Source organism: Pedobacter gandavensis, assembly GCF_014172405.1.
Lineage (GTDB): Bacteria > Bacteroidota > Bacteroidia > Sphingobacteriales > Sphingobacteriaceae > Pedobacter > Pedobacter gandavensis.
Window position 1 is genome coordinate 162,802 of the sequence record NZ_WNXC01000004.1, and the last position, 14,016, is coordinate 176,817.

Sequence of the window (14,016 nt, forward strand, 5' to 3'; positions counted from 1 at the left end):
CAATTGTTTACTCTTTTTAAGAATTAACAAGAATGTTGCAGGTTTGTACCCGCAGCGTCCATATCATAACCGAATATTTCGCGTTTAAAAAGAAAATCCCGAGTTTTAACAAAAAAAACATGATCAGAGTAACGGAGCAGGAATCAACACATCAGCACATCGACCAAATGTCTGTCCTTGAAATTCTTCAGGGCATAAATAAAGAAGACCAGACTGTTCCACTTGCGGTGGAAAAAGTGATCCCACAAATAGAGAAACTGGCGATTTCCGTTACGGAACGCATGAAAAACGGTGGTCGTTTATTTTACATCGGTGCAGGTACCAGTGGCCGATTAGGTGTGGTAGATGCCTCGGAATGCCCACCAACATTTGGGGTGCCCTTCGACTGGGTAGTCGGTATTATTGCTGGTGGCGATACTGCAATCAGAAAAGCCGTAGAAAACGCAGAAGATGATTCAGCACAAGCCTGGATCGACCTTAAAGCATATCAAATTAATGAAAAAGACTGTTTAATCGGATTAGCTGCATCCGGTACCACACCTTATGTGGTTGGCGGATTAAATACCGCACGTCAACATGGCATCCTAACTGGTTGTATCGTCTGTAATGAAGGTGGCCCTATTGCTGCTGAAAGCGATTTTCCCGTAGAGGTAGTCGTAGGTCCGGAATTCCTGACCGGCTCGACCCGCATGAAGTCTGGAACCGCACAAAAACTGGTTTTAAATATGCTCAGCACCACTGTCATGATTAAGCTCGGCCGCGTAAGGGGAAATAAAATGGTGGATATGCAACTGACCAACCATAAACTGGTAGATCGTGGCACACAAATGGTGATGGAAGAACTAAATATTGACTACGCGAAGGCGGAAGACTTGCTTTTACGTTACGGTAGCGTGCGTAAAGCAGTAGAAGCTGGCAGCAAATAACAGGAAATTATATGCACGAAATCGAACCTTTCTACCTTTGGCGTGATGATTACATCGCGGCGGAAGATGAACGTTCTCCATTTTATGACACTGAATATTCAGAATTCTATTTTGACAAACAGCTGTACAATTTTCTAATCCACCCACAATGGGATGATTTTGGTTCCAACACGCTATACATAAAAGTCTTGTATGCGGATTACGATAGAAATTATGCGATTATTGAGTTCATCGGAGAGTGGAATGATGCCATAGACAACGACATCATGCTCCTGAAACGTGAGATTTTGGAACTTATGATTGACGAAGGCATCAATAAGTTTATCCTCATCGGAGAAAACATTTTAAACTTCCATGCATCCGAAGACAGCTATTATGAAGAGTGGTTCCAAGATGTGGAAGATGGCTGGATTACCGGCATCAATTTCCAGGAACATGTGATCGAAGAGTTTAGAAGTGCTAACCTCGATTACTACATCAACTTTGGCGGTCAACTTGACGATTTGGCATGGAGAACCTTAAAACCACTTCAAATTTTCAAGAAAGTAGAGGAAACGCTGACAAAAAGGCTTGGGGCATAGGTTTTGTGTGAATGTAAACTAATTAGTATCTTTAACTATAAAATTTAAAAGAAAAATGGATAACAACAATAATTACGAATGGGCACACAAATCAGTATTTGTGGAGCAGGAAAGAGGAGTCGTTGCTAAGAAATTCTTCGCAAATGTATTCTTATGGATGTTCGTTGCCTTGAGTTTATCAACTTTGGCAGCCTTATTCATCTCAAATTCTCCAGCGGCATTAAGCCAATTGATCAACTTTGAAACCGGACAAAGAACAGTTTTAGGATATATAGCCATGTTCGCCCCACTGGGATTGGTATTGCTGATGGGAGCGGGATTTAGCCGTCTTTCTTACGGTGCCTTAATCGGTGTATTTGCACTATTCTCTATTTTATTAGGGATTAGTCTAAGCTTTATCTTATTAATATATACCGCAGGATCTATTGCAGCCTGTTTTGGTGCCGCAGCAGGTATCTTTGGAATTATGGCCTTTTTAGGATACACCACAGATGTGGATCTAACCAAATTTGGTCCTATCTTAATGGTAGGTGTAGCTGGCTTATTTATCGCAAGCCTGATCAACCTATTCTTAGGTAGCCCAACATTCAGTTATGTAATGAGCTTCTTCGGTGTAGCCATCTTTACAGCATTAACTGCTTATGACGTTCAAAAACTGAAACGTATTGGTGCAGGTTTAGAAGAAAGTGGTGACCCGATCGTACAAGCTGATGGTAAGAAATTAGCTATTATGGGTGCTTTGTCACTATACCTGGACTTTATCAATATCTTTATCTTCTTACTGAGAATCTTCGGAAGCAGAAAATAAACTGTAAAAGACAATTCGGGACTGAATTTCCGGAAAAACATAAATGTAAGGGCTGTCAAAAATTTGACAGCCCTTCTTGCTGCCTGCTACTTCCGAAAACTGCCTGAATATCCATAAGGCAAACCTTCAATACGGCACCGTTTCCGAGCACAAAACCACAGATTTTCAGAACATTATTCCGAAGCACTCCAAATTAACACCAGCTATTGCAATATTATATGCTTTAAGTGCTGTTTTTTTGGAAATGATTTTTCTTTGTTGCACTTTTGCAGGGCTTATAGAGAAAGACGGAGGGATTAGACCCTGCGATGTCTTAGCAACCTGTGCTTACAAGGTGCTACATTCTACTGGAAACCGGACCATTGGTACCCGAAAGATAAGTTAAAGTCGACCCGATACCGGACTTTTCAATAAGCTTTTTGACTGCGTATAAAACTTAACCGACAGGATACATCCTAGCCGGCCATCGTTTGTTTACGCGATACCCGGAGAAATAAAAAAAATGGACATTAGAGCAGAGTTAGAGAAACGCATATTAATTATTGATGGAGCCATGGGCACCATGATCCAGCGTTACGTCCTGACAGAAGAAGATTTTAGAGGTGAAAGATTCAAAGATCACCCTTGTGATGTGAAAGGCAATAATGATTTGCTGAACCTTACCCGTCCTGATATTATCAAAGCGATACATACCGAATACCTAAAGGCCGGTGCAGATATTATTGAGACCAATACATTTAGTACCCAACGTATTTCCCTGGCAGATTACCAGATGGAAGAGCTGGATTATGAAATGAGTTTTGCTGGTGCAAAAGTTGCAAGAGAAGCGGTAGACGAATTCATGGCCGCAAATCCAGATAGAAGATCTTTCGTAGCAGGTGCAGTAGGGCCAACCAACAGAACCCTTTCCCTTTCACCAGATGTGAACGACCCTGGTTACAGGGCGCTAACCTTTGATGAACTGGTATCCGCTTATGACCAGCAGGTACGTGGATTGGTAGATGGCGGTTCTGATGTCTTATTAATTGAGACTATTTTTGATACGCTGAATGCTAAAGCTGCCATATTCTCCATTAAAAAATACGAGAAAGAAATCGGTAAAAAGATAGAGATCATGATCTCTGGAACCATTACCGATGCTTCAGGAAGAACCTTATCCGGACAAACGGTAGAGGCATTCCTGAACTCTGTGATCCATGCCGACCCAATCAGCATCGGTTTTAACTGTGCTTTGGGTGCAAAAGATATGAGACCACACATTGAAGAGCTTTCTGCAAAAGCGACTTGTTATGTTTCTGCCTATCCAAATGCGGGATTACCTAATGAGTTTGGTGCTTACGACGAAATGCCACATGAAACCGCCCATTTGGTGGAAGATTTCATCCAACATGGTTTCGTAAATATCGTAGGTGGTTGTTGCGGAACCACTCCGGAACACATTGCATGTATTGCTGCTAAAGCTAAAAAAATTGCCCCAAGAAAAATCCCTACCGTACCTCCATATTTAAGATTAAGTGGATTAGAAGCAGTAACCGTTACTCCTGAAAGCATTTTCGTTAATATCGGAGAACGTACCAATATCACGGGATCACCAAAATTCTCTAAGCTGATTTTAGGCGGAGATTATGAAGCTGCTTTAACTGTTGCACGTCAGCAAGTAGAAGGTGGTGCACAAATCATCGATGTAAACATGGATGAAGGGATGTTGGACGGTGAAGCGGCCATGGTTAAATTCCTGAATCTAATTGCCTCGGAGCCGGATATTTCCAAGCTTCCAATCATGGTTGACTCTTCAAAATGGTCGGTTATTGAAGCCGGACTAAAATGCTTACAAGGAAAGGGAATTGTAAACTCCATTTCCTTAAAAGAAGGCCCAGAGAAGTTTATAGAAAGTGCCAAAAAGATCATGAACTATGGCGCAGCTGTGGTGGTGATGGCATTTGATGAACAAGGACAAGCGGATAACTTTGAGCGTAGAAAAGAAATTTGTAAGCGCTCTTACGACATATTAGTGGATGAAGTAGGCTTCGCTCCACAAGACATTATATTTGACCCGAATATCCTGACCGTAGCTACCGGTCTGGAAGAACATAACAACTATGCCGTAGATTTCATCAATGCGACACGTTGGATCAAAGAAAACCTACCTCATGCCAAAGTAAGTGGTGGGGTATCTAACATTTCCTTCTCTTTCCGCGGAAACAATACCGTTAGGGAAGCGATGCACTCTGCCTTCCTCTACCATGCCATTAAAGCTGGTTTAGATATGGGGATTGTAAACGCAGGAATGTTGGAAGTATACCAGGAGATTCCACCAGCATTACTGGAACGCGTGGAAGACGTGTTGCTGAACCGTAGAGAGGATGCTACAGAACGACTGGTAGAATTTGCTGAGACCATCAAATCTAAAGGTAAAGAGATTGTAAGAGACGAAGAGTGGAGAAAAACCAGTGTAGAAGAACGACTTTCTCATTCCCTGGTTAAAGGAATTATAGAATACCTGGATGCCGATGTAGAGGAAGCCAGACAAAAATATCCAAAACCAATCCACGTGATCGAAGGTCCATTAATGGATGGGATGAATATCGTTGGAGACCTTTTTGGCGCCGGAAAAATGTTCCTGCCACAAGTGGTAAAATCTGCAAGGGTAATGAAAAAGGCAGTAGCTTACCTCCTTCCTTTCATTGAGCAGGAAAAACTGGACAATCCTGATGGAAAAGCCAGCTCTTCGGCAGGAAAAATCCTAATGGCTACTGTAAAAGGTGATGTGCATGATATCGGTAAGAACATTGTAGGCGTAGTATTGGCCTGTAATAACTTCGAGATTGTAGATCTTGGCGTGATGGTACCTGCACAAACCATCATTCAGAAGGCCAAAGAAATCAATGCCGACATCATCGGATTAAGTGGTTTAATTACCCCTTCTCTGGATGAGATGGTACATTTTGCCAAAGAAATGGAGCGTGAAGGATTTACGATTCCATTGATTATTGGTGGCGCAACTACGTCAAGAATCCATGCGGCGGTAAAAGTAGCGCCAAATTATTCAGGCCCTGCAATTCACGTATTGGATGCTTCCAGAAGTGTAACTGTTTGCAGTACTTTGATGAACCCAGACACCAGGGGTGCTTATATTGATGGAATTAAACAGGAATATGATAAAGCCAGAGAAGCACATTTAAATAAACGCTCTGATAAGCGCTTTAAAACACTTGAAGAAGCCAGAAAAGATCAGTTTCAGATCGATCTGGATCAGGTAGCGCCTGCCCCTGCATTTACCGGAACTAAAGTATTTGAAGATTACCCACTGGAAGAACTTGTGCCATATATCGACTGGACGCCTTTCTTCCATACCTGGGAGTTACGAGGTAGTTATCCTAAAATTTTCAACGATAAGACCGTAGGAGATGAAGCGAAAAAACTGTTTGATGATGCTCAGGAATTATTGAAACGCATTGTAGATGAGAAATTACTAACCGCTAAAGGCGTGATCGGATTCTGGCCGGCAAATACGGTTGGCGATGACATCATTCTAGATGTTGAAGGCAAAGAAGTTACCATCCATACCCTTCGCCAACAGGCGGAAAAAGTGGCTGGAGAACCTTACTATGCACTTTCCGACTTTGTTGCTCCAAAAGAATCAGGCGTAGCAGATTACTTCGGAGGCTTTGCCGTGACCACAGGTATTGGTTGCGATGAACTGGTTGCAGAATTTGAAGCCAACCATGACGATTACAACAGCATCATGGCAAAAGCATTGGCAGATAGGCTTGCAGAAGCTTTTGCAGAAAGAATGCATGAGCTGGTACGTAAAGATTATTGGGGTTATGCCAAGGATGAAAAACTGAGCAATGAAGACCTGATTAAAGAAGAATACGCAGGAATTCGTCCGGCACCAGGTTATCCTGCCTGTCCGGAACACAGTGAAAAAGGAACACTGTTTGAATTGCTGGATGCCGAAAATAGAATCGGTCTCCGCCTAACAGAAAGTTATGCCATGTATCCTACAGCTGCCGTAAGTGGTTTTTATTTCGCCCACCCACAGTCAAGGTACTTTGGACTGGGAAAAATCACTAAGGATCAGGTGGAAGAATATGCCACAAGAAAAGACATGCCACTGGAAGAAGTGGAAAGATGGTTGAGCCCTAACCTGGCTTACTAAATAATAAGATAACGACACCTAACAAGCAATATTTTAATGAAGATCGTAGACCACATCAGTAACGCAAAAGGAAAAACCCTTTTCTCATTTGAGCTCTTGCCACCTATAAAAGGACAAAGTATTAAAGGCATTTTTGACGCCATAGATCCTTTGATGGAATTCAACCCTCCTTTTATTGATGTGACTTATCTGAGAGAAGATTACATCTACAAACAACATGCGAATGGCCTGCTAGAAAAAGTGGCGTATCGGAAACGCCCAAGTACAGTGGCTACTTGTGCCGCGATCATGAATAAATATAAAGTAGATGCGGTTCCTCATTTGATCTGTGGAGGTTTTACCAAAGATGAAACGGAAAATGCTTTGATCGATCTTCAATTCCTGGGCATTGATAATGTCCTGGTGTTACGTGGTGATGCCAGAAAAAGCGACAATGCATTTATCCCTACACCAGATGGTCATGCTTATGCCTCAGAATTGTTACAACATGTGGTAGACATGAACAATGGTCGCTACCTGCATGATGATATGGAGAACTCTGAGAAGACTGATTTCTGTATTGGAGTAGCCGGATATCCGGAGAAACATTATGAGTCGCCAAACCTGGATACCGATTTTAAATACTTAAAACATAAGGTAGATTTGGGTGCAGATTTCATCGTTACCCAGATGTTTTTCGACAATAAAAAATATAAAGCTCTGGTAGAGAAATGCCGCGAAAATGGGATTAATGTCCCTATTATCCCAGGATTAAAGCCAATTACCAGTAGCAAACAACTGATCAGTTTACCAAAGATTTTCCACCTGGATATTCCTATTGAACTGAGCGAAGCGATACAATCTTGCAAGTCTGAAAAGGATGTGAAAGAGGTAGGAATTGAATGGATGATCAACCAATGTAAAGAACTAAAAGAAATGGGTGCACCAGTGCTACACTTCTATACTATGGGAAATCCTGAGCCTACAAAGAAGATCGCAAACGCTGTGTTTTAGGCCTTCCTGATAGCCGATGGGTGTTTTTTGGAATACTCTTTGTACCTTTCGGCTATCATTAATATCTTAAGGCTATGAAAAGAATCATCCTGCTGGCAATCGTTGTGACCAGTACTTTCGCTGCATGCACCACCCTAAAACCTGGATCAATAGGAAATGGTGGATTGTCTGAGTTGGGAGGAAGCTGGGAGTTGAACTACATATCTGGCCCTAGAATCGCATTTAACGGATTGTATCCGGCAAAAAAACCAACCCTTACTTTTGACATAACCAATAAGAAAGTTAGTGGTTATACTAGCTGTAATTCTTTTTCCGGCGCTTTAGTGGCGGATGACAGCACGATCAATTTCACCCATCCGATGGCCATGACAAAAATGGCCTGTCCTGGTGAAGGAGAGGCCACTTTTATGGAAATGCTGAGAAAAACCAGCAGTTATGTTGTCAGCGATAGCACCCTGAATTTTATGATGGGTGACATTGCGATTATGCGTTTTCGTAAAATTTAGCCAGGTAATTCCTAAAGGAACTATAGGCCGTATCCATTTTCTCCATTTTTTTAGATTTAAGGTCTAGTTCTTGTACAACAGCTGGAATCTTAATTTTAGCCGCTAATTCTGCGGGAAAGACATCTGGAAACTTACAGGCCTGAGCAGTCGATAAAAATACACCCGCAGCATTTTCCTGTGGGTTTTCTTTTTTATAATCCTGTAAAGCCAGGGCAGCAATTGCGGTATGTGGGCAGGCGATATACCCGAACTGATCATAAATGGACTGAATGCCTGCCAGTGTTTGCGCATCCGTATAAGTATAGCTTTTCAAAAGCTTTTTTAACGCTTCGCGATCTTGATTAAAAAGATCCATAATCCGTACCCAATTGCTTGGCGCACCTACATCCATCGCATTTGCATAAGTCTGTACGGAAGGCCTGGTTTCATAGATACCAGTCGCCAAGTAACGGGGAACAGTATCATTTACATTGGTCGCTGCGATAAACCGTTTAACTGGCAAGCCCATTTTATAAGCCAATAATCCCGCAGCAATATTCCCAAAATTACCACTAGGAACCGAGAAAACAACTGCTGTTTTACCTGCTCTACGTAATCTTGCATAGGCATTAAAATAGTAAAAAGTCTGTGGAATTAGTCTGGCGATGTTGATAGAATTTGCAGAAGTTAACCTCAATTTTTCATTTAAACTCACATCGGCGAAAGCCTGTTTTACCAGCTGCTGACAATCGTCAAAGGTTCCATCAACAGCTATCGCATGGATATTATGGCCATTGGTACAAAGCTGTAGTTCCTGGATTTCACTGACCTTCCCTTGCGGATAAAGAATTGTAACCCTGGTATTGGGTACGCCAAGAAAGCCCAGAGCCACCGCCCCTCCGGTATCCCCGGAAGTAGCTACCAAAACATCGAGCATTTGCTCTCCATCTTTTAAGAAATAAGCCATCACCCTACTCATGAAACGTGCACCAAAGTCTTTAAATGCCAATGATGGGCCATGAAACAACTCCAAAACATAAGTGTTTTCGGCTAATTCGACTACCGGCGCATCAAAACTAAGGGTATCCTCAACGATCTTTTTCAGATCATCCAATGGAATCGCCCCATCTAATAAAGTAGCAGCTACCTTGAAAGCAATCTCTGGCAAACCATACTTATGAATATTCTGAATAAACTCCTCGTCCAGCAAAGGAACATTTACTGGCATATATAAGCCTTTATCCAAAGGCATACTGTTAAAAACAGCTGTTGGAAAGTCAACGTTTAAATCGTGGTTGTTTGTACTGTATAATTTCATCGTTCTTAATCTAAGATAACAGGGCCTTTTTTATTTACTGAGGAGACAAAAGAAAGGCTGTTGATGCCGATTCCTTTTAAATGTTGCTGGAGCTTTTGAGTGATGGATTTTGCCGTATTTTCATCTTTTGTTAAGGCAAATACTGAGGGTCCGGAACCAGAAATTCCAAATCCAATCGCACCGGTTTTCATCGCCAACGACCTCATTTTGTAGAAATCAGGAATCAAAATAGATCGGGTAGGTTCCACCAAAATATCCGTCATGCTGCGTCCAATCAGATCATGATCCTTCAAAAACAGACCGCTTACCAGACCGGCAACATTTCCCCATTGCGTCACTGCATCTTTCAACAAGACCTTAGAACGGATCATCTGTCTGGCATCTTTTGTAGGCACATCCACCTCTGGATAAACGATTGCCGCATATAAATCCTCCGGATGAGGCAAACTGATAATATCTAAAGGCTCATAGCTTCTGATCAGCACAAAACCACCCAATAAAGCTGGTGCCACATTATCCGCATGGCCATATCCACAGGCGAGTTCCTCCCCTTTCATCGCAAAAGGAACCAATTCTTTATTGGTCAATAAATTATCAAATAAGCTATTCACCGCGAACAGACCTGCTACTGTACTGGCAGAGCTGGAACCTAATCCACTGCCGATTGGCATTTTTTTATGCAGCTCAATTTCTATTCCCGTATCAGGTTTCCCGATATGGTTTAAATAATGTTGTACACTCGCACTTACCGTATTTTTCTTCGGATCCAGGGGTAATCGCCCATCATCTCCGGTAATTTTGGTAATGGTGATTCCGGAACCACCTGTTAATTTCATGATCACTTCATCGCCAGGTTCATTCACTGCAAAACCCAGCACATCATATCCACACACCACATTGGCTACTGTAGCCGGGGCAAAAACTTTTATAGATTCTCTCATCGTTTACCAACGTTTATAATATCAGCGAAAACACCTGCGGCAGTCACCTCGGCACCAGCACCAGGACCTTTAACTACCAATGGACGGTCTTTATAACGGTCTGTGGTAAATGAAATAATATTGTCACTTCCAGAAAGCATATAAAAAGGATGGCCATCATCTACCATCTGCAGGGTAATTTCTACTTTTCCTGCTTCCAATTTCCCGATATAACGCAACACTTTATTATCGTCAGCAGCCCGTTTCTTTAACTTTTCAAAATATTCGGTATTGTTTTCCAGTTCCTGGTAAAAATCGGCTACCGTAGCTGCAGCCAGACAAGCAGGAGGAAGCATACTTTCGATTTTGATATCGTCTTCTTCTAATGGATAACCGGCATCACGCGCCAGGATTAACATTTTACGCATAAAATCTTTTCCGTTCAGGTCATCTCTAGGATCTGGCTCGGTATAGCCTTTGTCCTGCGCTTCTTTAACCACTTCATGGAACAATTTATCGCCTTTATAATTGTTAAAAATATAAGAGATGGTTCCTGATAAAATGGCTTCAATGCGGTGAATCCGATCTCCACTCATCATCAAATCCTTCAAAGTACGGATGATTGGCAGACCTGCACCCACATTCGTTTCGTAATGAAAATCTACCCCATAAGTTCTTGCCGCTTGTTTAAAGGCGGCATATTGTTCATAATCCGCAGAATTACCAATCTTATTACAAGTCACCACAGAAATGCTCGATTGCAACACATCCTTATAAAACTGAATCGGATTATAGCTTGCCGTATTGTCTACAAACACACAATTCGGTAAGTTCAATGCTTTCATCTTTTTGATAAAAAGCGGCAAATCTGCAGGTTCACCATCATTTTCCAAGCTTTCTTCCCAGTTGTTCAAGGCAATACCATCTTCATTCAGGTGCATTTTACGGGTATTACACACGCCCATTACCTTCACCTGAAGGTCATTATTGGTAGCCAGGAAAGTCGTTTGTGCTTCCAGCTGTGCAAATAAAGTCTTTCCGATATTCCCTGTTCCCAGACAAAAAACATGAAGTGTTCTTTTCAGGTTGGCATAGAATGCATCGTGAACTGCATTTACGGCTTTCGACAAATCCGGTTTAGAGATGATCACAGAGATGTTATACTCCGAAGAACCCTGCGCGATTGCCCTTACATTGACCCCGTTTCTACCTAAAGCATGGAACAACTTTCCTGACATTCCAGGGGTACGCTTCATGTTTTCTCCAACAATGGCCAATGCAGCAAGCCCATTTTCCACTTCCGGATATTCCAATTTACGTGCCTGTAATTCCAATTCGAATTCCTTATTGATCAATGCCAATGCTTTCAAAGCATCGCTTGGTTTTACCGCGAAAGTGATGCTATGCTCAGAAGAAGATTGTGTAATGAGAATCACATTGATCTGTTCACGAGAAAGCATAGAGAACAACCTTCCGCTAAAACCTGCTTTTCCTACCATTCCACTACCGGACAGGTTCAGGACGCTGATTTCATCAATAGAAGAAATCCCTTTGATCGGTAATTTTGAACTTCCTGCACCATGTTTAATATAGGTTCCTGGGAAATCCACATTAAAAGTATTTTTGATGACAATTGGAATTCGTTTTAGAAAAGCTGGGATCATCGTTGGCGGATAAATCACCTTGGCACCAAAATAAGAAAGCTCCATTGCTTCAGTATAGCTCAATTCTGAAAGAGAAAATGCTTTTTTAACCATTCTTGGATCAGCAGTCAGCATCCCATCCACATCTGTCCAGACTTGGATTTCTTGTGCATTAAGGGCCGAACCCCAAATGGCAGCGGTATAATCACTTCCTCCCCTTCCTAAAGTCGTAATTCTGCCTTCGTCATTACTGGCAATAAAACCGGTAACAAATAATAATTTATCTGGATTAGATTCCTGAAAATCTTTGATTAAGCTTTCTGTGAGGTAGGTATTTACTTTCGCCTGTCCGAAGTTATGGTCCGTTTTGATCAATTCCGATCCATCAACATATAGTGCATTCGGAAAAGTTTGTTTTGCAATATGGCTCACCATAACTGTAGAACAACGCTCTCCATAACTTAAAATCAGGTCTTTGGTTTGAAGGCTAAGTTCTCTTAGGTTATAGACCGACTGCAGTATATCTTCCAGTTCATTAAAATAGATTTTAAGCTTGGTAAGCACCGGGTTCTGAGCAATGGCCGGCAGTAACGCACGGATCACCTCAAAATGTTTCTTTTCAATTGCGGCCATCTCCTCGCTATAAATCTTTCCTTTTCCTGCGTTTTCTGCCATCTCGACCAAGGCATTCGTTACCCCGCTCATGGCAGATAAGACGACTATAGGATTTTCAGCGCCTTGCTGCTCCTTTAAGATGCCCAATAAAGCAGTGATGCTTTCCAGGGAACCAACAGATGTACCTCCAAATTTTAAAATGTTCATAGTTTTAGGTTAAAAAAAAAGCGCCTTCCCCGGTTAGAGGAAGGCGCTTTCTGTGGTTTTTATTTTTAGTATTTTATACCCATTAGCTATCCTCCCTCCGAGATATCCCGGTGGTAATAATAATGGAAATAATGGTTGAATTATTAAACATTGTACTTTTTACACTTAGTGTCGTATGGCGTAAAGTAAAGTTATATTTTTCTAATTAACAAATGATTACAGAAATATTTGCTTGAATTTTAAAAAAATTGCGCTTAAAGCCAGTACAGGCTAGTTTTTAGCAAAGACATCGGTAAACTACTCATTTTCAATAGCAAAAATCAAAAAACCATCTTCAAGCTTAGAATTTCCCCCGGTTTTTCAGAAAGCGGAAGCTAAGCGCTTGCAAACCCTGATTCCCGCCAAACATTTTCTTACCTTTACACCATCATATGCAAGGATTAGTCATAAAATCAACAGGAAGCTGGTATCAGGTACAGGCGGAAGACGGCAACAGATACGACTGCCGAATTAAAGGTAAGTTCCGAATCAAGGGCATTCAAACCACCAACCCTATTGCCGTAGGCGATCAGGTAGACTTTGAGCTGGAGCCAAATTCAGAAAATGGGGTGATTCATAAATTACATGAACGGAACAATTACATCATCCGTAAATCCATCAACCTATCCAAGCAGGCGCAAATCATTGCAGCCAATATGGATCAGGCATTTTTGGTGGTCACTTTAGTTTCCCCAAGAACCTCCTTAGGTTTTATTGATCGTTTTCTAGCTACTGCAGAAGCCTATCGCATTCCAGCAGTCCTGATTTTCAATAAATTGGATTTGTTTAATGAAGATGGATTGGCAGTTCTAGAGGAATACAAGCATATTTATGAGCATATCGGCTACCCATGTTATACGGTATCTGCATTAGAAGGAACAAATATTCCACAAATAGAAAGCCTGTTGAAAGACAAGACCACCCTATTTTCCGGGCATTCCGGAGTAGGAAAATCAAGTCTGATCAATGCTTTACTTCCGGACAGACACATCAAAACCGGAGAAATCTCTGAAGCGAGTGATAAGGGGCAACATACCACAACCTTTGCAGAAATGCATACCCTACCTTTTGGCGGATACCTGATTGATACTCCCGGCATCCGGGAATTGGGCATTTTCGACATCAGACCGGAAGAACTGGGTCATTATTTCCGAGAAATGCGGGCCTTGATGAACAAATGTAAATTCAACAACTGCAGACATGTCAATGAACCTGGTTGTGCGGTCATCAAAGCCGTAGAAGATGGAGAAATTGAAATCAGCAGGTATGAAAGTTACCTGAGCATTTACCATGGCAATGAAACCCGCGCCTAATACCGC

General features: G+C 41.8%; 10 protein-coding genes and 1 riboswitch. Of the genes, 7 read left to right on the forward strand and 3 right to left on the reverse strand.

The window, feature by feature from the left end; translation table 11 throughout:
• The first annotated feature begins 119 nt into the window (after positions 1–119).
• From murQ to GM920_RS12985, 6 genes are all read left to right on the forward strand, one after another.
• Entirely contained in the window at positions 120–926 is an 807-nt protein-coding gene (murQ, locus tag GM920_RS12960; RefSeq protein ID WP_182957905.1) for an N-acetylmuramic acid 6-phosphate etherase, read from the forward strand.
• Positions 927–937: 11 nt separating this feature from the next.
• Positions 938–1,507: a hypothetical protein gene (locus tag GM920_RS12965; RefSeq protein WP_182957908.1), complete on the forward strand. Its 570-nt coding sequence runs from the start codon at positions 938–940 to the stop codon at positions 1,505–1,507.
• Positions 1,508–1,562: 55 nt separating this feature from the next.
• A complete protein-coding gene (locus tag GM920_RS12970) occupies positions 1,563–2,315 on the forward strand; it encodes a Bax inhibitor-1/YccA family protein (RefSeq protein ID WP_182957911.1) in 753 nt (250 codons plus the stop codon).
• Between the two features lie 272 nt (positions 2,316–2,587).
• A riboswitch (SAM riboswitch) is annotated at positions 2,588–2,698 on the forward strand.
• A 119-nt stretch (positions 2,699–2,817) separates the two neighbouring features.
• On the forward strand, positions 2,818–6,477 hold the full coding sequence (gene metH, locus GM920_RS12975) for a methionine synthase (protein WP_182957914.1): 3,660 nt from the start codon (positions 2,818–2,820) through the stop codon (positions 6,475–6,477).
• A gap of 36 nt (positions 6,478–6,513) precedes the next feature.
• Positions 6,514–7,470, forward strand: coding sequence for a methylenetetrahydrofolate reductase (locus tag GM920_RS12980; RefSeq protein ID WP_182957917.1), 957 nt, complete (start codon positions 6,514–6,516; stop codon positions 7,468–7,470).
• 74 nt (positions 7,471–7,544) lie between these two features.
• Positions 7,545–7,976, forward strand: a complete 432-nt coding sequence (locus GM920_RS12985) for an META domain-containing protein (protein ID WP_182957919.1) — start codon at positions 7,545–7,547, stop codon at positions 7,974–7,976.
• On the opposite strand, the gene thrC is transcribed toward GM920_RS12985, so the two are convergent.
• From thrC to thrA, 3 genes are read right to left on the reverse strand one after another with little or no spacing between them, the layout of a single operon-like run.
• Positions 7,954–9,273 carry a threonine synthase gene (thrC, locus tag GM920_RS12990; protein WP_182957921.1) on the reverse strand — a complete coding sequence of 440 codons (1,320 nt, stop codon included), beginning with the start codon at positions 9,271–9,273 and terminating at the stop codon, positions 7,954–7,956. The genes GM920_RS12985 and thrC overlap by 23 nt on opposite strands.
• A 5-nt stretch (positions 9,274–9,278) precedes the next feature.
• Positions 9,279–10,214, reverse strand: a complete 936-nt coding sequence (locus GM920_RS12995) for a homoserine kinase (RefSeq protein WP_182957924.1) — start codon at positions 10,212–10,214, stop codon at positions 9,279–9,281.
• Positions 10,211–12,658 carry a bifunctional aspartate kinase/homoserine dehydrogenase I gene (thrA, locus tag GM920_RS13000; protein WP_182957927.1) on the reverse strand — a complete coding sequence of 816 codons (2,448 nt, stop codon included), beginning with the start codon at positions 12,656–12,658 and terminating at the stop codon, positions 10,211–10,213. The genes GM920_RS12995 and thrA overlap by 4 nt, the downstream gene beginning before the upstream one ends.
• 431 nt (positions 12,659–13,089) lie before the next feature.
• Between thrA and rsgA the strand changes: the two genes are divergently transcribed.
• Positions 13,090–14,010: a ribosome small subunit-dependent GTPase A gene (gene rsgA / locus GM920_RS13005; RefSeq protein ID WP_182957929.1), complete on the forward strand. Its 921-nt coding sequence runs from the start codon at positions 13,090–13,092 to the stop codon at positions 14,008–14,010.
• Positions 14,011–14,016 lie beyond the last annotated feature (6 nt).